Origin of the sequence: Pseudobutyrivibrio ruminis DSM 9787 (genome assembly GCF_900218035.1) — a bacterium.
Lineage (GTDB): Bacteria > Bacillota > Clostridia > Lachnospirales > Lachnospiraceae > Pseudobutyrivibrio > Pseudobutyrivibrio ruminis.
Genome location: NZ_OBMR01000003.1, coordinates 203,185 through 226,038, shown reverse-complemented (window position 1 = coordinate 226,038; position 22,854 = coordinate 203,185). Strand labels below are relative to the sequence as shown.

The window sequence follows — 22,854 nt, the reverse complement described above, 5'->3', positions numbered from 1 at the left end:
AGTATTATTCAATATAAGAAAAGGTGCTACCGATAGACGGACAGCCCTTTGGTTAAATATTAATTCTTATAAGATAAGAAGTAATCGAACCTTTGGCGTGGGCGATTACTTCTTTTTCTTATGGTCTTTTCCGTAGCTTACGCCTAGTGAAAAACAAGTCATACCAAAACAGATGACTGCTATAATAGCATAGATTTCCATAAGATATCCCTCCTGATGTCGATTTCTGGCGAGCCAGATTTTGAGGTAATCATGAGGGTACCGCCCTCTCTAATTCAAGGGCCGAATCGCCTACCGCTTGGTAGCACCGAATACTAGTGTACCAAACGGACAGTAGGGATACAATCGAACAAATTCTTAAATTATCATTGACGTCTAGATATTCTCCCCAACCTTCTCAATTAAAGTAATATCCGCTGGCAACCAATCCACATCTCCAAGCTGCTCCTTAGTCAACCACTTAGCTGCTTCGTGTTCCTTTAGAACCAAATCGCCTTTTACGATTTCAGACCAGAAGCAATCCATTGATAAATGGAATGTTGGATAGTCATACTCAATAGTGTCAATCAATTCCCCAACACTTATCTCAGTATCAAGTTCCTCCATAATCTCGCGCTTTAATGCTTGCTGTGGAGTTTCACCTTCTTCGATTTTTCCACCTGGGAATTCCCAACCATCTTTGTATTCACCATATCCTCTTTGGGTAGCAAAAATTATTGGCTGGCCTTTCTCATTTTCAGCTTTTATAACTGCTGCAACTACACGTACTGTTTTCATATACATATCTCCTTTTAAACACCTACAATGTACTCATAAATATCTTCTCTAACAGGTACATCTAAAATCCATTCTATTTCTACTGCTTTCTTCTCAGTATTGGCCATAGTAAATTCCTTGGCATATCCGCTTGGAGTCATATGACCTAAATAATAGAATTCCTTTGAGCCTTTGTCGTCTTTATTCTTTCTAACAAATAATTCTACCTGTATTCCAAGTTCTTGGCTATTCAAAAACTTTTGAACATCATTTGACTGTAGACTTCTTCCTGATTTTGAAATTGCAATCAAAGTTCTATTGCTAGTAAAACGATCTTCATATCTTGTAGTAAGACTTATGTCATCATCCTTTTCATAATTAATGAAAACAGGAAATGTCTTTGTCTTATCATTATACTTATATCCACCAATATTTGTTGGCACTTCATTGTTTGCCCAATTAAGTAGCCTGCACACATCCTCATATGTGTACTTCTGATATAGTACCAAATCAGTGTCAAGGTATGGTTTACTATAATCTCGCTCATATCGACTTATTCCAAAATCAACTAGCTCATTTAGAATATTATAAAAGTCCTTATTATGAAGCATTTTTATAAATGACTTGCTATAGGTATAGTCTGTATTGTCTTTTTCCAATAACACGCATTCAGCATACGTCTTTTTTCCAGAGCCTGAAGCAAACTCATTTGTCATTACGTTTACAATGTTTTCAGCCTGATCTTCTGATAAATGCTTACCGTAGTTCTCCTCAAGATCCTTTGCTAACTCAGAAATAAGATTACTAACTGGACCATATCCAACCAGCAAAAGCATCCTTTTAAGCAATCGAAGCTCATGTATTCTCTTACCATTAGCTAACTTCTTAGATACAAATTCTATAACCTTTTCTTCATTATCGGAAAGACGAATTGTATATTCTTTCTCATACTTAACCAGGAACTTATAGTATGAACCTAGGTTATTGTTATCAAAAATTCTCAGCACATCCATTTCACCATAATCATCAAAATCCTTCAGCGCCGGAATATGACCAAGCTTATTCTTCAAATTGGTATAATTCTCTTTTATCAGTCTAACGTCACTAAAGTTGGCATTATCTACTGAATCAAATATTCGCTTTCTACTTATCTCATCAAAATGAACCGTAGACGCTCCTGGGATAACTCTGCCACCTTCCATAACGTATCTACGAATATTATCTTTGTTATAGGTACGGTCTCCTGACAGAGCTATAGGAATCATAAAGTTGTTGTTATAGTTTCCAATGAAATCTATGATAACAACATATTCTTTTCCATTGGCTTTACGAAGTCCTCGTCCAAGCTGCTGTATAAATACTATAGGCGACTGAGTTGGTCGAAGCATTACAACCTGATTAACCTCTACGATATCCACACCTTCATTCAATATTTCATATGAAAAGATGTAATCAAGTGGCTGCATGTTTTCTGTCGCATCAGCTTCATCCATGGCCAGTCTTTCAAACGCTTCTTGTCGGGCATCTTCACTTGCATCACCGTTCAATGCAATGGTCCTATACTTTTTGCCAGTATCTGGATTTACAATCTGATTAAACTTAGCTGACAAAGTCTTTGATTCTTCTATTCCACTACAGAAGATTAATCCCTTTACTTTTTCACCACTGTATCCATAATACTTAGTCTGTTCAATAATGTGCCTAACTCTCTCATCACTTGTAAGAACACTGAAATCTCTGTGAGCATCGGCATCATCACCTATAATTGAAATATCCTTTATTCCAAAATAATGAAATGGACATAAAAGATTTTCTTCCATTGCCTGTTGCAATCTGATTTCGTAAGCTATTTGATAATTGAAGATTTCATAGATATTTCTTCCCTCAACATTGTCATCGCGCTTATCTGGAGTAGCTGTCATTCCAAGCCAAAGACTAGGTGTAAAATACTCCATAACTTTTTTATAAGAATCAGCTGCCGCATGATGAGCTTCATCAAATATGATGCAATCAAATGCATCTTTATCAAACTGCTTTAAAGACTCGTCTTTGCTCATAGTCTGAATCATCGCAAAGATGTAGTCCTTATCTTTATTATCTTCAACTGAATGGCCTGCACCAATTATTCCTGTTGTTATAGTGCTACCAAAAACTCTTTCATAAGACTTCTTAGTTTGTCTAGCCAACTGACCTCTATGAACAAGAAACAGAACTCTCTTGAATCGCATTTCTCTCATAGCAAAAGCCGAAGCATAAGTCTTACCTGTTCCTGTTGCAGAAATAAGTAATGCTCTATTCTCACCACTACCAACAATCTTTTTCAGATTTGTAATGAAGCCTACCTGCATACTATTAGGCTTTAACTTGTAGCTTTCTATTGAAGTAACTTCGCTTTGTCTGGCGATCTCTCGTTGCTCTTTAATAAGCTTATATGCTTGCTTATAGTTTTCGTAGAAAACATCGAAGTTCAAAGCATATTCTGAGTTCCATAAATCATTAAACTCAGCAACAATTTCCTGTGCCACTTCGCCTTGCTCAGTTGATACAATTTTAGTATTCCACTCCTTATTACTGGTGAGCGCCAAACTAGTAATGTTTGAACTTCCAATAATAATTCGATATATTTCATCTCTCTTGAAAATGTAACCTTTTGTATGGAAGCCTTCCTCTGCTGCATCCACATCGTACATACGAATTTCAAGATTTCTATACTCATTAAGCTTTTTAAGAGCTCGTGGCTCACTAAAGTTAAGATAATTTGTAGTTAATATCTTACCTGGAACATTTCGTTCCTCAAGCTCCTTAAGTATCTGCAATAATGGTACAATACCCGCCATTGTAATAAAGGCAACGCTTATCTGAAAACTGTCACAGTTAGAAAGCTCATCCTCAATAGACGAAATTACTTTCTTTCCCTCTTTATAGTTGTTTGAAACAAACTGAGGTCTGTAAGCAAGATTTGATGCCACGCTACCATCGATATATGCTGTTTGCAGACCTAGTTTTAACTCTTCAACGTTTGACATTTATTGATATCCCCTCAGTCTTGAATATTCTTTATTTCATCTTCCCACTATTAACAATATAAATACCCGCACTTACAAGCACCAGCGCCACCAATGATTTCCACGAAATATTTCCCCACTCTCTCAGGAAAATAGCTGATAGCAGCGCGCCAAAGATTGGATTCGTAAATCCGTATACGGTAACGGTAGAAACCGGATTGTACTTCAGCAAAAGTCCCCACACCGAGTAAGCAACTGATGAAACCAATGCTAGGTATACTATCAAAAGAATTCCCAGGCCTGATGATTGGTGCAGTCTGCCTCCGCCTGCCCAGCCAACCAAAATCATCACTATGCCGCCGATGATAAACTGGTATCCGCTAAGCGTTACCGGGTTCTCGTGCTGAGAATACTCCTTTATAAGCACCGAAGAAATTGCATAGGATACAGATGCAATGAGGATGAATCCCTCACCATTAAAAGCGATGCCAGTTCCGATGCTGCCGCTGCTCAAACTTACAAGGATTACTCCGATTGCACCAAGAATGCATCCTGTTAATTTGCTGACCGTCATGTGCTCCTGCTTTTTCACCAGGCATGCCAGCAGGATTGCAAAGAATGTGCTCATTCCATTAATGATTGATGCGTTGACTCCTGAAGCATGTGCCAGGCCTATATAAAAGAAAAAGTACTGCAGCATAGTTTGGAAAATGCTAAGAGTGCATATCATTTTCCATGAACTTGCCTTTGGTACTAATACCTTCTTCTGTGAAATGCTTCCAAAGATTACCGCCAGCACTCCTGCAAGCGAAAATCTAATTCCTGCAAACAGAATCTGTGACATTGAATCTGCTGCATCCACTCCGAAAATACGATATCCGATTTTGATGCTAGGAAATGCACTGCCCCACAGCAAGCAACAGACTATGGCTAAAGCACAAACAACATATTTATTACTAAGTGATACTTTATTTTTCTTGATTGATTCCAATTAACAATTTCTCTCTTTAATCATTATTTCTTTTCAAATACTCTTCCCACGTTAAAAAGATGACTGCACAAAAAGTGCAGCCTTATTCTTATTATTCATTATAATTCATTATATTTCTTATTGCTTCCCCTTGACTTCTCCACTGGGTACTTTGCCTCGTTCTTATCCATCTTCGCATTTACGATTTCATCCTCGTCAAGGCCCAGCTTATCAAGCATGTTTCTGCAATACACGATTACATCTGCAAGCTCTTCCTTCACATGATTGATATCGTAATCATCGTCGCTCCACTGGAAGCACTCAAGTAATTCATTTGCCTCGATGGAAATAGACTTTGCCAAGTTTGCTGGTGAGTGGAACTGGTCCCAGTCACGATCTATTGTCATTTTTCTTATACGATCTATAGTTTCCTGTGTCATAACATATCCCTTTTCTTGTGTTTTCTAACAATGCTAGTATAGCACAGTGGTACTTTTTATGGCACTCTATTTTGTGCCCACCAGTATAAGTACTTCACTTAAACCAAAAGCCCCACATGCACTTTGTGCATGTGAGGCTTTTCCTGTTCAATTAGAAAATCTGACCCGGAAGCTTAAGCTTCGTTTTAGGTGGAAAGTCTTTATCGAACTCTTCCACATCCTCATCGCTTACATAATATCCTTTTGGAGTTTGATAAACTCCTTCGACATCATTCAAAAATCCTGGTCTCAGTTCCTTACAGAGGAAAAAGGATGCATCTGCGCCCTCAGGCAAATCATGGTATCTGATTCCAAATTTGCTTGCATAATCAAATCCGCTTTTACCATAGAAGTCGATATTACCTTCAAATAAAACTGCACCAAATCCCATCTGGGTGGCCTTTTGCAGCGAATAATCAAGAATGGCTTTGCCATATCCCTGACGCTTCAACTCTGGAGTGATACCAATTGGGCCCATTGTAAGAACGTCCACGATTCTGCCGTCATCTGCTTCAATAACCGTCTTCATGAACATATTCTGCCCTATCAGCTTTCCATCTTTCTCCATAACAAAATCAAGCTCTGGTATGAAAGCTGGGTCATCTCGAAGCACGTGAATCACATAATGCTCGCTACATCCTGGGCGATATACATTCCAAAATGATTCTCTTACTAGGTTCTCAATCTCTCTGTAGTCTTTCTTTTCTTCTAATCGAATAATATAGTCATTTTTATTCATTGTTTATCTAACCTCCTGAAAACTTGTGACTTAAAGTTGCTTTTCAGCGGGAGGTTTGTCTGATTGTCTGCAAACCTCCCGGTTAGCCTACAATCTCCTTTGTGTTGTACTTTGTCAAACAGCACTTCTCCTTTAAAAAAATGAATTATATACTATGAAGCTGCCTGCTCAGAATCCTCATCCTCAGCATCAGCAACCTGGTTCTTTGCTGCAATAACCTCAACAACTACCTGGTCAGCGTTTGTGGTTACATCAACTTTCTTGTTCTTTGAAATAGCAAGATCTGCAACAGTAACTGTATCACCAAGTCTCAGTGAGCTGCAGTCTATTTCAATCTTCTCAACTACATCTTCGGCCTTTGCTTTGTATGCTACCTCCGAAACGAGCTGCTCTAAAACACCTTCTGTAACAGCTTCCTTGTTTTCAAGAACAACCTCTGCTGTTGCATGGATAACCTCGCCTTTAACAAGCTCCTGGAAATCCATCTCTACAATCTGATGCTTAGCTGCATCATAGTGTAGTTCCTTAAGTAACACATTGTACTTCTTTCCTTCCAAATCCAGAGTCATCTGAGTGTGCTTGCTCTTTCTGAGTGCCTCAGCCTCTTTAACCTCGAACTGGAGTGGGATTGATTGTTCGATATCCCTACCGAACAGGTTACCTGTAACGTAGCCCTCTCTTCTCAACCTCTTTGCCTTCTTTTCCATGTCACGTCTTTGTACTCTGTAAGTATCCATTTGTCTCTTCCTCCTAAAATACAAATATTTGAGCAGGGAAATTTGCGGAATGTCGATATTCAATTGGCGTTTCGTTTGTTTCTCGTGTTCGACTCTGTTATAGTCCTCTTTTATTTAATAGTCAAGTGCTACTTGTTACTTCTCCTTTTAGGAAAACATTCTCTTTCCAATCAGTCTTAATTGGATGCAGTAATTCTTGTTTCACAAAATAACCTAGGTTCTGCCTTGTACACTCCAATATATCACATGCTTCTGTCGTATTTATAACACAGTGTTTTGCAAATGAATCGAAAACCTTTGCATATATCGGTAAAACCACTCCGTTTTCAACCAGGATACGCTTTTCTACAAATATATTGCCATTAAAGGTTATCCCATATCCGCCAGAATCAACTGTGAGACCTGACATCAGTCTCTCATTTTTGATAACCGAATAAAGCTTAGGCACGTCATCAATGCACTTAGTTAAATCCACCTCCATCGATGTGTCGTTTTTCAAAAGGCATATTATTCTTCCATCCATGTATGGAAAACTTTCATAAATATTATCAGCCTGCCTTGCTACAAGCCATCCAGGTATCTCCTCTTCTTTTACATCCTTTAAATAGCATGAATCCTGAGAAGATTTTCCTCTACTGAGCCACAGCAATTTACATTCATCATATTTAGTGAGCTTTGCATTCTTAAGAATCATTCCAATATTCTGTCTGCCAGATGGAATTACCCTTTCTTCGACCCATAGTTTTGCGTACTGATGCGGAATGGTAAATATTCCTTTCTTTACAAACGAAGCAAATAACAATGGGGCATTCCATTCATCCAAACATTCACAAAGCTCTATTATAAAATGATTTGAACGCTCATAATACAACAACATTCCTATTGGATTGTTTTTGTCTATTTCATCATCATGAATTGCAAATACTCTCATAATAACACCACCTTTTATAAAGCATATTCCAAATCTTTTCCATATGCTCAACGGATAAAACCCGATTCAAATCTTTAAAAAGCACTTCCTTTGTGTCTAAAGCAATACTGTTTGCAAACAACTTTTTCTTATCTTTTATCAAATCAAGATTTTCAAGTGTCGACCTGCCGCCAATGAAGTTTTGACATTTTCTATCTACATCAATATCAAACTCAGCAATTTCTTTTTCACTAAAACATGAACATAAGAAAGACAACCCATGGTCAAACAAAGGCGCTATTCTAAGCGTTTTTTTTCTGGCATTTCTGAGAACCTCTATGTTTGCACCATGTCTATCACGATTCATAATCAAATAATCTACAGCAAGCATAGTATCGATATAGTCCTGCCATCCATTCTGAACACAAAAATCGTAGTGGCTCGTTTTTGCTTCACTATTAACCTGATAATAGTTGTCTAGTGCAACCTTTGTTTCTCCTGGCTCTTTAAAATCCTCAGAAGCACAAAGCCATGTTTCATAAATATGACCATCAATATCAACATCTGCATGTATAAGCTGATAATGCAAATGTTCCACTCCAAGTATCGTCAGCAATCTATCTACAATAATTTCATTTACACACTCGTGCCCAACAATACCTTTTTCACTATCAAAATTGGAAAGCTTATAATAAACTTTTTTCCCATGCACTCGCTCTGATGCCTTCAAAAATGTTCCTGCTGTGCCACTAGATGACCTAGTATGAGACCATTGAAGATGAGTCATATCTTGTTTATCTAGGATTATCTTTGTATCCATATTGTCGTCCTCCTAAATATAAAATAGCATCTTATTTGACGCACGTCAAATAAGATGCTATTATTTCATTTTTTCCTACAAGCAAACCTTTCTAGCAAAATCTAGCCCCTCAGCATCTTCCTGGGCAATTATAAGAGGTCTGCTGCCCTTTATATCTAGCAGATAATCGATGGTGTTTTGCTTGGTGTCAGCATCCATTCCCTCAAATGGAGAATCCAGCACTATAAAATCCGCTGGTGTAAACAAGGCCTTTACCAGCTCCACCAACCTACGCTCTGGCACAGATAATTCCGACACCGGGATGCTCAGCCTATCTGGCTCTATAAAGCGGGTCAGTTCCTCTATGGCTCTTCCTTTGCTGGCCCATCTGTGTGCCTTTTTTACATTCCAGATGGCATCCTTCTTCAGATTCAGTTGGCCATCCTGGGAAACATATGCACTTTGTAAAGTAGGATACTTGTAATCTCCCATTCTGCACACTTTTCCCTCATCTGGCTTCTCCATCCCCATAAAGATTTTGAGAGCTGTAGTTTTTCCTGCCCCTTTAGGCCCAACAAATGCATAGCATCTGCCATCTTCTATTTCCACATTAAGATTCTCCAGAACCTTGTTACCATCATATGATTTGCTAATGTTTTCAAGTATGATTGTCATTTTATTTAACCCCATCTCATTATTCTCGGCCTAACTTACTAAATTTTACCACAAATCAGTATCAGTAACGAATGTCTATGTGATGTATTTATTAAGACGAAGTCCTGTATGGAGCAAAGCAAAAGAGGATTTCGACGAATTAGCCGAAATCCTGAAAAAATAACCTCTAGTTAGATTAGAGGACCTTATTCAATTTTTCCTCAAGAGCAGCCTTTGGCATTGCGCCAAGGGCGCTGTCTACTAGCTTACCATCTTTGACTATTGCAAAAAATGGAATGCTTCTCACATTGAATTGACTAGCTAGTTCTGGCTGCTCATCTACATTGACCTTGCCAACTTTTGCTCTTCCATCATATTCTTCTGAAATCTTTTTCACTGCTGGCCCCATCATTTTGCATGGCATGCACCAGTTTGCGTAAAAGTCTATAAGAACAGGCTTGTCACTGTTTAATACTTCCGAATTAAAGTTATCTGATGTAAATACATATTCCATAATCGTACCTCACTATTCTAATCATCTTTCGTTTAATCAGCTGATAAGAACATTATATGTGGTACGGAATTTATATCAAGTACGCAAAAATAACTTGCCTGGTCAGAAAAACCTGACTAATTAAGTTTATCTTTATTGATTTTTCCCTCGGAAATCATTTTTGATACCCAAAGCTTGAGCGATTCCACAGTCAAATCGATTTGCTCAAGTTGCTTTTGAATTGCAAGGAAATCATCAATTTCATCATCAGAGATTATACCGTCGGCAGTGATATCAATGAAACGCTCTTTCTGATTGTTGAGAGAATTCAACGCGGACAACATACCAAGTACAATCTCAGGCAGGGATGACATCTTCACCTCAGGGACTGTTTCCTGGCCGATTTTACACTGATGAGTGCAGTAATAGTTGCATAAATCCTGGCGCTTGTATGCGTTTGCCAAATCCACAACATCTTCCGGATAGATTGCGACCTTACCAGTTTCGATTTTTTCAAGACGACTTTCTGTCATCGAACCTATCAATTCACTAGCCTGAGCTCTTGTAAGTCCAGCCTCCTCACGCGCCTTGAAATATACACTTTTGTCTTCTCTAATTGATTTTCTTCCCATCGGTATCATCCTCCTAATAAAATCATTATATCTATTTTTCCAAAAAAGAAAAATAGCATATATTCGTTTGCTGAAATAGTGATATATTAGTAGGAAATACAAATGTAAAATCTAAGTAAGAAATCAAACAAACCACTTATTTATAGAAAGGGAAGGTACTTAATATGAACGGAAAAAGATTATACAAAAGCAACAATAAAAAGATTTGTGGTGTTTGCGCCGGAATCGCAGAATACTTTGATGTAGATCCAACACTTGTAAGATTGATTTGGGCAGCAGTTACACTTGCAGGTGGAAGCGGAATTATCATCTACATCGTTGCAGCTCTTGTAATGGATGATAATCCAGTAGACGTTGTATAACGAAGGAGGCATTGTTATGTCAGTATTATTTGGAATTTTATTTTTCATGGTTTTTGGCAAGATGATTGGCTTGGCTTTCAGAGCCACATGGGGCATTTTTAAAATAATGCTTTATATCGTCTTTTTACCATTGTTTTTGTTAGCACTTGTATTTGGCGGATTGATGTATTTGGCATTGCCAATACTGATAGCAGTAGGTGTGATTTCACTGATTGCAGGTGCAGTTGATTAACTACAAAATCTTTATTGAACTAAAAAGCATCTTATTTGACATACGTCAATAAGATGCTTTTTGAACAATATCTTACTTCTACTAAACTCACACTTACCTAACTTTTCTATAATAATCTATCAGTTTCAAATAGATTAAACCTACAACGATTAAAAAGATTAACAATACCAAAATCCACCAGGCGCACCCCATAAATGAGTTTCTTCCCGCATAGGCACTTAAGAATGTGCCTATTACTGCCTGGAATCACTTTTTACTCACAGATAGTAGTCATTTCCTGATTTCTTACTCTCTAGAATCTCTTTTTCATCCCAGATAGTAGTATTTCTCCACTTTCTTACTATCTAGATTTGCTTTTTCGTTTCAGATAGTAAGTTTTGCCTACTATCTTACTATCTTAAATCTAATTTTTCTCCCAGATAGTAAGCCCGGCCATTTTTCCTACTGCCTAAATTCAAAATCTCTCCCCAGGCAGTAGCCCCGATCAATTCCACTACTGCCCAAAATCAAAAATCTTCTCTCAGGCAGTAGCCACGGCCAATTCCACTACTGCCTAAATTCAAAATCTCTCCCCAGGCAGTAGCGTCAGCCAATTCCACTACTGCCTAAATTCAAAAGTCCTCTCTCAGGCAGTAGCCACGGCCAATTCCACTACTGCCTAATATCAAAAATCTCTCTCAGGCAGTAGTCACGGCCAATTCTACTACTGCCTAAATTCAAAATCTTCTCTCAGGCAGTAGTGCCAGCCCGCACAGCCCGGCATCCAGCCCAAAACAAGCCCCGCCCCACAAAAAAGAGCCAGTGCAAAAGCACTGGCTCCCTGTCACTCTCTTCTATTCATTTAAAAATGCAACAAATTCATACTTAAAAAATGCAAGTAAACGTGATGATGCCATCGCGCCAGTTTACTTTGATGTCACCGTGATAGCGTTCCATAAGCCCCTGGGCAATAGACAGACCAACACCATAGCCTTCCTTGTCGATATTATGGGCTTCATCGCCTCTGTAAAATCTATCAAAGAATCGGTGGTAATCAATGCCTGCTCCAGATTCATAGCTGTTTGAAACACGTAAGTAGATGTGCTTATGCTTTTTATCTCTGCCAAGTCCAACAGTTACTTTTCCCTTTGGATCACAGTATTTTATAGCGTTATCGATAAGCAATGTTGTAATCTGTCGGATGTCACCCTCGTGTGCAAGAAGTTTAACATCAGATGCTATACTAAGCTCCATCGTCTTTTCATCGGAAATAGCTACCGCCTCAAATGACTTTGCAGTGTCAGTGACGATGGCAGAGAAATCTGTCTCCACTCTATCCTCTTTACTATCCTTCTCACTTGCTCGTGTAACTAGAACAAGGTTTTGAATGAGGCCTGTCAGTCTATCTACCTGACGCATGGTAGACTGAGTCCATTCGTTTTCAACGCCCATAATTTCAAGCATTTCTGTGTTTGCCTTGATGACCGCAAGTGGTGTTTTAAGCTCGTGGCTGGCATTTGTAATAAATGATTTTTGCAGCTCTGCATTCTTAATCTCAGGCTGAATAAGCTTTCCTGCCCAGGATTTAATAACGAATGCTGAAATCACCATACCAAATCCGATCAGGATACAAGCCAGTAATACAAGTCGACGATTTATGGCAACCTGGGTGCTACAATCCAAAACTACCACAATTGTGCCTCCTACATCTCTTGGGGCCACCATGTAGTAATAGTCGTCGTAGCTTCCGAACTTGAACCAGCGCTTCATGACTGTGTTGGCATATGTAACTGCCTGGTCCGCTTCCACTGCTGCAGTGTGAGATGTGATTACCTTTTCAACATCTCCATCCTCAGTATATGTGACAGCGAAGTATCTGGTTGAATAATAGAATTCATCAGAAATATAGTCGCTCTCCACACCAAAAAGCCTTTCAAGCTGATAAACCAAATCATTCTTGTTATCAATGGTTGTATTATTGCCTCCAGCATCATCTGATTCGATGCTTTCGTACTGCATAGGCAAGATACCATCATTTTCAACAATGTACATTATGTTATCTTTGATTTGTCCACGTGTCATCAGAGAGTTGATAACATAAATACAACCTGCAATAAAGCTCATTACAATAAAGAATGACACCATTGCAGTTATTATGAACTTATTCTTTAATGCTCGAATTGATTTTTCACTCATTCACTACCACCTGGAAAGAACCGCCCTTTTCGCCTTTAATAGTTACTCCAGAATTAATATACTCCAGCTTGCCCTGTAAGAAATTTACATAGAGCCAAACTGTGTCTTCCTCAACATCTGTTTCATCATTCCAAACATGCTCTATTAGATATTTTGTATCCACTGGATGCTCCTGATTTAAAAGAAGAGCCTGCATCAATGAGAATTCCTTTAATGACAGACGAACTGTGTTGGCACAAATAAGCTCAAGACTTTCGGATTTAAGTGTGATATCACCAAAAGAAAGCTCCTTGGCTGCGTACTGGCTGCCTCGTCTTGTCATAGCCTTTACTCTAGCCATCAGCTCCTTCATGGCAAAAGGCTTGGTAAGATAATCATCTGCTCCTGCATCCAGTCCTTCTACCCTGTCATCCACCTCTGCCTTTGCTGTAAGCATCAGCACTGGTGTAACGATGTTTCGTCTTCGGATTTCCTTTAATACTTCAAGTCCATCCATCTTTGGCATCATGATATCTAGGATGATACCATCGTAGCCATTGCTAAGTGCAAGCTCCAAAGCCTGTGCTCCATCAATGGCACTATCTACTACAAATCCCTGCATTTCCAGCATGGATGTAATAACCTTATTTAAATCAAGTGTGTCTTCAGCAAGTAATATTTTCATAAATTTCCTCTCTTATTCGTCAATGCTTTCTGAGCGAATCAAGTCTCTGATTGTCTGCATAGACATATCAGTAGACGCCAGCTCATCAGCACATCTTTTTAGTTCTGCGCTAATAAGTGCATCGCTTTTGGATACCTTTTTCTTGTATCGCATATGGTGTTCCAAAGCAGCCCATGTATCCATGGAAATGGTTCTAAGCTGTATCTCTACATAGTATTTATTGTCGTATCTCAGAATCATGTGCAAACTTCTGTAGCCGTTTGGCTTAGCTTGTTTGATGTAGTCCTTTTCCTCGATGACCTCCACCTTATCAATTGTTCTAAGATGGTCACGAACTGAATATACATCACTAATGAATGCACAGACAACTCTTATTCCGATAGCATCATGAATCTGCTCCAGGGCCGATTCTGTAGTCTCAGGAAGATTCTGCCTTCTGCATTTTTCACGCATGCTTTCCTCATCCTTAATACGAGCCAAACAATGCTCCACTGGATCACTGCCAAATTCCTGTATCATATCCTCCCTCAGCTCGTTAATTGAACCAAGGATTATATTCATAACATTTTCCATCTCGTCACGATGGTTGCCGTATATACTTTCTTCCAAAACTTTCTCCTATTTTTTATTGAGTCCTCAACAAATTTAGTTTCAATGATAATTATTCCACATAAAAAGAGTTTACCAAAAAACCTTGGTAAACTCTCTTAAATTTTTCTAAAATTTATCTGAACTTTACTCGATGACTGCGTCAATCAATACAAAATATTTACCCTCGCCCTTTGTATATGTGGCAAAAGTACCAACTACTGTGATTCCTTTACCATCGTCAGGGTATTCTTCATCCTCTGGAAGAAGATACTCAATTCCCTCTGTGCAACATCCCAAAGCATCGTAGACAATGCAAGAATGTGTGCCTCCGTGGGTGGTGTTGCTGTCACCTTTCATCCTTACGAGCTGTCCTTTGTAGTTGGATGGGTTGGCAAGCATGTCCGCCACATAAGAGTACACCATGGTAGATGACATGGTTGTCAAATCCACATCCACGTCTCCTACTTCAGAGCTCTTTCCACAGCCTACAAAACTGATGATTATGGTAAATACTAATAACAAACTAATATATTTCTTCATAAGCCATAGTTTAACACATAATTTTTAAAAATCTATTACGGAATCGGCTACGCCCATGGTAGATTTTCTGTGAGAAATCAACACTACCGTCTTGTCCTTGGCCTCTTCCTTTAGAGATTTCAGGATAATTCCCTCGTTCAGCGAATCTAACGAGCTAGTAGGCTCATCAAGAAGGAGCATATTACCACCATGCAAAAATGCACGGGCTATACCAATTCTTTGTTTCTCTCCTCCTGAAAGTGTGGAGCCCAGCTCACCCACCTTTGTGTCGTAGCCTTCTGGCAGACTCATAATGAAATCATGTACGCTGGCTTTCTTCGCTGCTTCCATAATCTCTTCTATGGTTGCATCCGGCTTTGCCACCGCTATATTCTTTGCAATGGTATCCTGGCTAATCCATGTTTCCTGTGTGACAAAGGATTGGTTCTTTCTAAGTGAAGAAGTATTTACATCCCCTATTTCAATAGGACCTTCAGTTTTATCGTAATAGTAAATCTGCCCCTTATCTGGCTTCCAAAATCCCATTAAAAGTCTAAGCAATGTGGATTTGCCGCATCCGCTTGGGCCATGGATTCCGAGGATTTGTCCCTTTGGAATATCGATTGTTCTATCCTTGATGACCTCCACATCCTCATAGGCAAATGAAACATTGTTTACTGTAGCGATGTTGCCCTTTGGGTTGGCCACCATTTCCAAATCCACCCCATCAGTCTCTTCCTCTACAAGAGGCTTTTCATCAAGAAGTGCAAGCACTCTCTCGCCACTGGCAAGAGTCTGATTCAGATTGTTTGACAATGATGCAAGGGCAACCACTGGCCCAAATGAACTCATCATACCAACAACTGCTATCATCACCTGTTCAAATGAGACACGGCCTTTGTTGTAGGCAACCACCATTACCACCAAAATGATTAATGAAAACGCCTGTATAGACAGATTTGTAAGTAGCTTCTGATTCTTTTCGTAGTCCACCAAATCGGATTTGATTTCAGCCAGATTATCTGATTTTGCATTTAATCTATTTAATTGCTTATGACCATTTTTGAATTGAATGGTATCATCGATGCCATATAAAGCACCTAGGATAAAGCTGTTCATCTTGCCAAACTTGTTTCTGAATTTAAGCCCTGCCTCGGCCGAACTCATCTCGTTAGAAACAGGAATCATTCCACCTACAGTCAGGTAAGCAATGGCAGCAATAATACCTGCCACTGGATACTGTAGCCACAAAAATCCTGACATAAACAATGACACTATTATCGCAATTGCGATAGGTGAAATGGTGTGAGCAAAGAACACCTCTAAAAGCTCTATATCCGTGGTAATCATTGTAATAAGATTACCCTTTTCTTTTGTTTCTAGCTTGGCTGGGCACAGCACACGAAGCTTGTTGAAAACCTTGTGTCTGATAATAGCAAGTATTCTAAAGGCAATGTAGTGATTGCAATACTGCTCTCCGTAATGAAGCAGACCTCTAAGTATTGCAACTACTACAATAAGCTGGAAAAACTTTGGCAAGGTACGAACAAGTACTGGGTTCTCCAGGCTGTTGATTACCATAACTATGCCCTCAGCTCCAAGCACTGTTACAAAAATGGCGCATAAATGCCCCAAGCTTCCCAGCAAAATACCAAGGATCATAATAAATATCAGTGGCTTTACCAGGCCGATTAAACGTGCCATGATTTTTAATCCAGATGTTTCTTTCTTCATTACATGGCACCTCCTGCATAGTTTTCCAAAGCATGCTGCTTCTTGTAAAGAGTAGCGTAGGCTCCATTCTTTTTAATCAGCTGACTATGGGTTCCAGATTCTACGATACTTCCACTATCAAGCATAAATATCTGGTCCGACTTCACCACATTTGCAAGTCGATGTGATATAAGGATAACCGTCTTTCCTAGCTCTTTCGAAAGCTTGCGGATGATACTCATTATGATTTCTTCTGATTCCATATCTATATTGCTGGTAGCTTCATCAAAAATATAAATTGGTGAGTTTTTAAGCAAGGCTCTTGCTATACATAGGCGCTGCTTTTGACCGCCTGAAATATTGGCTCCGCCTTCTGCCAATTCAAACTCCAGTCCGCCTAAAGGCGCAAGCTCATCCCAAAGATTTAGAAGCTTTAGAATGTTTACAAGCTTTGTATCATTAGCCTTTGGCTTACCCAAATGAAGATTGTCACGAACTGTTCCGTGGAAAATATAGCTATTCAAAGAAACTGCTGTCATGGCAGACATAAGTGATGCTTCGGAAATATTCTTGAGCTCCTTGCCTGCAACAGTAATTGATCCCTTGTAGTTTCTGTTTTGCTGTCTGAGAAGACTGGCGATTGTGGACTTTCCTGAGCCAGAAACACCTACAATTGAAACCAGCTGACCTGCATCAATATCCATGGAGATATCTTTTAACGTCTCCTCTTTATTGTAAGCAAATGACACCCCCTTAAATCGAATGTCGTATGGTCCCTCTGAAATTAAATACTTCCCTGCCTCAGGCTCTGGCAAATCTAAGAACTCGAATATCTTGTCTGCCGCCTTCATTCCATTCATACCAATGTGGAAGTATGAGCCAAGGAGTCTCATTGGAAGGAAAAACTCTGCCGACAAAAGCAAAAACATAATGGCGCTAACGAGAGTCATATTTCCATCTAGGAACTCTTTGATTGTGGTGATGATTCCCACAGCTGCTCCTGCATAGGCAACAATATCCATAACGATGGTGCTGTTGAGCTGCATAGAAAGCACCTTCATGGTGATTTTTCTAAAACGCTCTGACTCTACATCCATCTCCTCCGCTGCCTGTCCATCAGACTCATAAATCTTTAGAGTGGTAAGACCATGAAGCTTTTCAAGGAATGTATCTCCCAGGCCATAGTATACTTTGAAGTATTTGTCCAAAAGCCTTCTGGCAACCTTCATAACTATCATGATAACAATTGGAATAAGTGGAACTGCGACAAGTAGAACAACTGCCGCTCTCAAATTGTATTGAAATAGAATTCCAAATAATGTAAGGGGAGCAATTAACGCATATACGAACTGGCTGATATACTTTCCAAAGTATATCTCAAGCTGCTCAACGCCCTCTCCCATCATCTGGGTAATCTGTGCAGAGGATACCTTGCTACGGTAGCTGCTTCCAAGACGAAGAAGCTTGCTGTAGATTTCCTCTCGCATCGTTTTTTTTACATCTACACTGGCTTCAAAAGAAGCTTCAGTGTAGAGTCTGTCAAAAACTAATCTAGAAAAAATGCAAAACAAGGCAACTGCAAGATAAATCACCAGGTGCTTTGTGTCTAATTTGCCGGCGTATGTGCCGCCAATTATTCTGGCAAAGCAACCTACTATGATAATCTGAGCAACAAGACCAAGCCACTGCCATAGAATTGACATGAACACGTGGCGTGTGCCTTGCTTCATCATTTTTAGTAATCTTGTTTTAATCATATTCTTCCCTCAAAACTATTTTTTAAGGAGTGCATATGCTCTAAGTATTTCGCCTACAGACCAAGCCTGCGCAAAACATCCCTTTGGCTGATATGGCTTTTCACTATTAAAATTCTCTGAGTAATTGCCAATACATTCTGTTACAAGATGCTTTTCTACTGGCTCAAACATAGCTTTTGCCTCTTCGATAGACTGTGCGCTATGTCCGCCAACCTTAAGATATGCCTCAATAAATGCACCTAGCATGAAGCCCCAGGCTGTGCCTTCCTCCAATGATTTGATACCAACACCAACATACAGATTGTCTTTTACGACCTTTACTACAGACTTTTCCTTTTCAACATCAAGCATTGTAAATGGAAGGCTGATAGCAAAAAGCTGATCAGGGCAGAGCGCTGTATCCTTCTCCTCTTCGCTGATGGAATTGTAAAGGTAGCCGCCCTCTTCGTACCAGAAATCTGTGTTGAATGCCTCCTTAACCCAGATAGCAAGCTGGCTGCAACCACCTGCGTACGCCAGATAGTTCTCTGGCTTGTTGTGAGTTCTTCTGGCGATTCCTCGTGAAATTTCCTCCATTGTCATAAGTGCGTTGTACCAAAGAGCATTAATATCAACAGGCTTGCACTTGCCTACCTGCATCAAAGCATCATCATCCATCTTGATAGAATATGATGTGCCCTTTCTGTACGCCCCCATGATTTCCTGAAGATGAGGATAAATTTCATCCTCAACAAACTTCCATGCCTCATCGTTATCAACGTATTTCAGATAATTATAAACTGCATAGAAATACCAAAGTGACGCATCAGCTGTATTGTTTGAAGGTGTGCCTCCCTCCTCTGGGAACTCATTAGGAAGCAAACCATTTTTAATATACTTTGCATATGTAAGAAGAATTGATTTGGCATCATCAAAATGGCCAGTCTCCAGGCAAATGCCTGTGAACGCCACCATTGCATCTCTACCACGGTCTGTGAGCCATGGATAGCCTGCAATAATACTCTTTTTATTAGAAGACTTTCTCTTTACGATAAACTGATTTGCCGCAACAGTAAGAACCTGTGCAAGCTCATCATCCTCATCAAATCCAGCAGTTTCAATAAGCTCCTGGACTCTGTTCTTCTCTTTTTCAGCCTCTACAAAAGCTGTGTCTCTATCGATATCTTCGAAATCTGGCCAGTTCACCTTCTTGCGACCAGTGCTAGATTTCACATCCACGGAACAAACAAATGAAGCCTTTGAAACTCCACCTGCCGCAACTTCCATAACAAAATCGTATGGCTTAATATGACAATCCAAACCATCCTTGCCATCATCAAGCTCATGCTGAAGCTCCATATTTTCATCGTACACGTTGTTACGCTTTACCATCTCACAGCCTGCAGAAATAAGAGATATTCTCACATCTGAATTGCTAACAGGACTATAGTAAAATCCAACATTGCCATTATTCTCGTTACGAATCTCCTGGAAAACTTCCTCTGGCAACTCAAATCTCAAATCATTGATAGTCATATTAGCTGAATGCTTTCTATAATTCATAAGAGGTGTGATAACTACACCTGCTGCTGGACCATTATTCTCCAACGTATATGCGATAGTACACTGATTCTTTTCATGAACCAAAGTAATTGTCTTTGTGAGACGCATACCACCCGCCTCATAAATAAATGTAACATTACCATCATACTTAAACTGGCTCAGGTGCATATTACCCTGATTAAACTCGCTAGTATAAGGGCCCTTATGCTGAGCTGTAGTCAAATCATAAATCCTGCTACCACACACGAGGCGCTCATTTGTCTTTGAAAACGCAAGCACTCTATCCACCGGTGCCTGCAAGCTAGCAATCAAATAGCCCTGATGAATTCTCGAGTGTGCACCGATAATGCTACTGCTTCCATATCCACCAAGGCCATTTGTCAAAAGCCATTCTCTATTTAAATTATTCTTATAATTATTAAGCTTATCTAAAGCAAATTCAAAATTCATTTATTATTCTCCATCGTACACGCAAAAGTTTACACCTACATTATACACAAAAATCCCCCCATTTCTTCATTAAATTTGCAAAAATTTCACCGCCACCTGGGTAGGAGACATCGCATGAATATTATGTTTTTCTAAGACGCAAGGCTCACATTCTTAATTTGCAGGTGTCTTTTGCAGGTCTGTACATTTTCTGAATCTGTATGTCTAAGGACGGACACACTGTTGTTGGTTAATATATGGATTTTCAAAACTATGGTAACCTTTGGGCGATTTTGGAATGAGTTTAGTAGAACAAAAAGAGATATTTGATATGGATGAGCAGCTGCCGCTAGGACGGCGGCAGCAGTGGTCACTTGAAACAGGACGTTGAATGTGCCACGTTGCTCATCCATACAAATATCTCTTTTATAGTTCTACTTAACGAATGTAATATGAGCCCAAGGTACCATAGCTTTGAAAATCCATATTGTTAGTTATAATGTGTCCGTCCTAGCCTATACAGATTCAGAAAAAGTTCATCCCGCAATAAGACACCTGCAGAATGCTCACCTTTTGCGTCAAGAAAAACTATAATATTCGCGAAATCGTCTCCTACCCAGGTGGCGGTGGTACCATTAGGGGGAGGGCAGCCAGATTACATGTAGATATGTGGGTGGGAATGGCAAAAACAAAAGGACCAGGCATGGGCGTGCCTAGTCCTTACAAAAAGGGAGAAATAATACGAATATATTAGACTAAATCAAAGAAGCTACACACTTCTCGACTTCTTTCATGTCAGCTGTTGGCTCGAAACGGGCAACTACATTACCCTGACGGTCAACGATGAACTTTGTAAAGTTCCATTTGATTTCTGGATTGTTCTTGTAATCCTTGTCAATCTTCTTGAGCATTGCGCTCATAGCAAGTGCCTTAGCACCCTTACCAAATCCTTCAAAGCCCTTCTGAGACTTAAGATACTTGAAAAGCTCGATAGCTGTTTCACCATTTACATCAGCCTTCTTCATCTGAGGGAACTGTGTGTTGTAGTGAAGCTGGCAGAACTCGTGAATTTCCTCGTCGTTGCCAGGTGTCTGACCTGCAAACTGGTTGCAAGGAACGTCTACGATTTCGAAGCCCTGAGCGTGATACTGCTCATAGATGCTTTCGATGTCCTTGTACTGTGGTGTGAAACCGCATCCTGTAGCTGTGTTGACAATCATGACAACCTTGCCCTGATAATCGCTCATAGCCTGCTGCTCGCCATTTGTCTTTTCAACTGTAAGATCATAAAATCCCATTACTTTTCCTCCTTCACAGAAAAACATGTTCATATTTCTTTTAATTTAATTGTGTGCAATTGATTATGATTGAATTGTACGCAATTAAATTTTATTTGTCAACACTTTTTTTTTCAAATTTTATTTTTTTCCTTGTTCTGATAAAATAAAAATAACATTTGTATATGGAGGAAATATTAATTTGAACCTAAAAAATTTAAAAAAGATTTTTACTAAGACTGCCTTGTCCCTAGCCTTGGCATTGACTATTAGTTTTACAGTGCCTATGGCATCACTTCAGGCTGAGGCTGCTTATTATTCTGTTACACCTATATCTGCAGTGCTTTTGTCCTGCAATGGTACTGAAGTATTTGCTGATGCAGATACCACCACTTTCGTAAAAACTCTCGCTGTTAATACACCTGTGCAGGTTACAGGCCAGACATCAAATGGCTTTTGGCAGGTTAGCCTTGATGGCGGAATTTACTATATTTCACAGCAGGCTCTTTCTGTTGCAGCAAATACTACTGCTGTTCGCTTTACTTCTTATGATGTAAATGCAGCCCTTGTTGCTAATGCAGCTTCAGGCAAAATCATTTATAGCCAGGGAGCAAATGACAAGCTTGAGCCAGCCAGCACCACAAAGATTATGACTGCTCTTCTTGTTATAGAAGCTATCGAGGCTGGACAGCTCACTTTGGATACCCCTGTTTTGACTTCTGCAACAGCAGTTGCTTCTCTTCCATCTGATGCAAGCCATGTGGAGCCAAGACTTCAGGCTGGAGAGATTCTTACTGTAGATCAGCTTCTTACAGCAATGATGGTTAGCTCTGATTGCCAGGCCTGCAATATTCTTGCTGAGGCCGTTGCCGGTTCCGTATCAAACTTCGTAGCACTTATGAATGCAAGAGCAACTCAGCTTGGCTGTGTAAATACAAACTTTACTAATCCATCTGGCTATCCAGATAAAAACATGTACACAAACGCTTACTCACTTTATTTGATTACAGCTAACGCTTATGCTCATCCATTATTCAAGCAGTATTTTGGTATGGCAAGCTCAGTTCTTCCAGCCACAAATATGTGCGCCGCTCCTAGAGCACTTGTAAACACTGACGCTCTCGTAATTCCAGGCTCCGCTTATTACAACCCATACGTGGTAGGCGGCAAAACAGGAACAGCCAACCGCGCTGGCCAGTGTCTTGTGACTGTTGCTTCAAGAGAAGGCAAGACAATTATCACTGTTGTTCTTGGGGGAAAGAACCGCACAATGTTTGACGGAACAGTAAAATCATCACGTTATTCTGAAACCAATCGATTAATTGAACTTGGATTTGCAAATTATTGGTAAAATCACGGAAATAACATTGTTTTTTCACATTAGTATCCGATAATCATAGTAGAGAATTTTTTGGAAGG

The 22,854-nt window shown here is 39.6% G+C and carries 22 protein-coding genes; 3 read left to right on the top strand and 19 right to left on the bottom strand.

Annotated elements, in window-relative coordinates; genetic code table 11:
- Window positions 1–375: 375 nt before the first annotated feature.
- From CRN97_RS03040 to CRN97_RS02990, 11 genes are all read right to left on the bottom strand, one after another.
- Window positions 376–777 carry a (deoxy)nucleoside triphosphate pyrophosphohydrolase gene (locus tag CRN97_RS03040; RefSeq protein WP_097075822.1) on the bottom strand — a complete coding sequence of 134 codons (402 nt, stop codon included), beginning with the start codon at window positions 775–777 and terminating at the stop codon, window positions 376–378.
- Between the two features lie 14 nt (window positions 778–791).
- Window positions 792–3,782 carry a DUF3427 domain-containing protein gene (locus CRN97_RS03035; RefSeq protein WP_097075821.1) on the bottom strand — a complete coding sequence of 997 codons (2,991 nt, stop codon included), beginning with the start codon at window positions 3,780–3,782 and terminating at the stop codon, window positions 792–794.
- A 31-nt stretch (window positions 3,783–3,813) separates the two neighbouring features.
- Entirely contained in the window at window positions 3,814–4,752 is a 939-nt protein-coding gene (locus CRN97_RS03030) for a DMT family transporter (RefSeq protein WP_242961995.1), read from the bottom strand.
- Window positions 4,753–4,850: 98 nt separating this feature from the next.
- Window positions 4,851–5,171 (bottom strand): nucleotide pyrophosphohydrolase, encoded by a 321-nt coding sequence (locus CRN97_RS03025; protein WP_090479977.1) that lies wholly within the window; start codon window positions 5,169–5,171, stop codon window positions 4,851–4,853.
- Between the two features lie 151 nt (window positions 5,172–5,322).
- Window positions 5,323–5,949 carry a GNAT family N-acetyltransferase gene (locus tag CRN97_RS03020; RefSeq protein ID WP_097075820.1) on the bottom strand — a complete coding sequence of 209 codons (627 nt, stop codon included), beginning with the start codon at window positions 5,947–5,949 and terminating at the stop codon, window positions 5,323–5,325.
- A gap of 152 nt (window positions 5,950–6,101) precedes the next feature.
- Window positions 6,102–6,686 carry a 50S ribosomal protein L25 gene (locus tag CRN97_RS03015; protein ID WP_097075819.1) on the bottom strand — a complete coding sequence of 195 codons (585 nt, stop codon included), beginning with the start codon at window positions 6,684–6,686 and terminating at the stop codon, window positions 6,102–6,104.
- Window positions 6,687–6,807: 121 nt separating this feature from the next.
- Window positions 6,808–7,617, bottom strand: a complete 810-nt coding sequence (locus CRN97_RS03010) for a hypothetical protein (protein WP_097075818.1) — start codon at window positions 7,615–7,617, stop codon at window positions 6,808–6,810.
- The gene (locus tag CRN97_RS03005) at window positions 7,595–8,416 is read right to left on the bottom strand and encodes a HipA domain-containing protein (protein WP_097075817.1); all 822 of its coding nucleotides are present in this window, start codon (window positions 8,414–8,416) and stop codon (window positions 7,595–7,597) included. The genes CRN97_RS03010 and CRN97_RS03005 overlap by 23 nt, the downstream gene beginning before the upstream one ends.
- Window positions 8,417–8,491: 75 nt before the next feature.
- Window positions 8,492–9,070, bottom strand: a complete 579-nt coding sequence (locus CRN97_RS03000; protein ID WP_179670660.1) for an ATP-binding cassette domain-containing protein — start codon at window positions 9,068–9,070, stop codon at window positions 8,492–8,494.
- Between the two features lie 175 nt (window positions 9,071–9,245).
- Window positions 9,246–9,563, bottom strand: coding sequence for a thioredoxin (gene trxA / locus CRN97_RS02995; RefSeq protein WP_090479963.1), 318 nt, complete (start codon window positions 9,561–9,563; stop codon window positions 9,246–9,248).
- 116 nt (window positions 9,564–9,679) lie between these two features.
- Window positions 9,680–10,174: a helix-turn-helix domain-containing protein gene (locus CRN97_RS02990; RefSeq protein ID WP_033153849.1), complete on the bottom strand. Its 495-nt coding sequence runs from the start codon at window positions 10,172–10,174 to the stop codon at window positions 9,680–9,682.
- 164 nt (window positions 10,175–10,338) lie between these two features.
- Between CRN97_RS02990 and CRN97_RS02985 the strand changes: the two genes are divergently transcribed.
- Together CRN97_RS02985 and CRN97_RS02980 are read left to right on the top strand one after the other, a co-directional pair.
- Entirely contained in the window at window positions 10,339–10,536 is a 198-nt protein-coding gene (locus CRN97_RS02985) for a PspC domain-containing protein (protein WP_090394124.1), read from the top strand.
- Between the two features lie 16 nt (window positions 10,537–10,552).
- Window positions 10,553–10,768 (top strand): hypothetical protein, encoded by a 216-nt coding sequence (locus tag CRN97_RS02980; RefSeq protein WP_083380679.1) that lies wholly within the window; start codon window positions 10,553–10,555, stop codon window positions 10,766–10,768.
- 864 nt (window positions 10,769–11,632) lie between these two features.
- Here CRN97_RS02980 and CRN97_RS02975 read toward each other — a convergent pair.
- The 8 genes from CRN97_RS02975 to CRN97_RS02935 form a co-directional block, all read right to left on the bottom strand.
- A complete protein-coding gene (locus tag CRN97_RS02975; RefSeq protein ID WP_097075815.1) occupies window positions 11,633–12,943 on the bottom strand; it encodes a sensor histidine kinase in 1,311 nt (436 codons plus the stop codon).
- Entirely contained in the window at window positions 12,936–13,607 is a 672-nt protein-coding gene (locus tag CRN97_RS02970; protein WP_097075814.1) for a response regulator transcription factor, read from the bottom strand. The genes CRN97_RS02975 and CRN97_RS02970 overlap by 8 nt, the downstream gene beginning before the upstream one ends.
- Before the next feature lie 12 nt (window positions 13,608–13,619).
- Window positions 13,620–14,216, bottom strand: coding sequence for a GTP pyrophosphokinase (locus CRN97_RS02965; protein ID WP_242961994.1), 597 nt, complete (start codon window positions 14,214–14,216; stop codon window positions 13,620–13,622).
- A 126-nt stretch (window positions 14,217–14,342) separates the two neighbouring features.
- A complete protein-coding gene (locus tag CRN97_RS02960; protein ID WP_143063567.1) occupies window positions 14,343–14,738 on the bottom strand; it encodes a hypothetical protein in 396 nt (131 codons plus the stop codon).
- 24 nt (window positions 14,739–14,762) lie between these two features.
- The gene (locus CRN97_RS02955; RefSeq protein ID WP_097075813.1) at window positions 14,763–16,451 is read right to left on the bottom strand and encodes an amino acid ABC transporter ATP-binding/permease protein; all 1,689 of its coding nucleotides are present in this window, start codon (window positions 16,449–16,451) and stop codon (window positions 14,763–14,765) included.
- Window positions 16,451–18,187, bottom strand: a complete 1,737-nt coding sequence (locus tag CRN97_RS02950; RefSeq protein WP_097075812.1) for an ABC transporter ATP-binding protein/permease — start codon at window positions 18,185–18,187, stop codon at window positions 16,451–16,453. The genes CRN97_RS02955 and CRN97_RS02950 overlap by 1 nt, the downstream gene beginning before the upstream one ends.
- A gap of 15 nt (window positions 18,188–18,202) precedes the next feature.
- A complete protein-coding gene (locus CRN97_RS02945) occupies window positions 18,203–20,179 on the bottom strand; it encodes an amylo-alpha-1,6-glucosidase (RefSeq protein ID WP_097075811.1) in 1,977 nt (658 codons plus the stop codon).
- Between the two features lie 734 nt (window positions 20,180–20,913).
- A complete protein-coding gene (locus CRN97_RS02935) occupies window positions 20,914–21,456 on the bottom strand; it encodes a glutathione peroxidase (RefSeq protein ID WP_074790751.1) in 543 nt (180 codons plus the stop codon).
- 181 nt (window positions 21,457–21,637) lie between these two features.
- On the opposite strand from CRN97_RS02935, the gene CRN97_RS02930 reads away from it, so the two are divergent.
- Window positions 21,638–22,786, top strand: a complete 1,149-nt coding sequence (locus CRN97_RS02930; RefSeq protein WP_097075809.1) for a D-alanyl-D-alanine carboxypeptidase family protein — start codon at window positions 21,638–21,640, stop codon at window positions 22,784–22,786.
- Window positions 22,787–22,854: the final 68 nt, after the last annotated feature.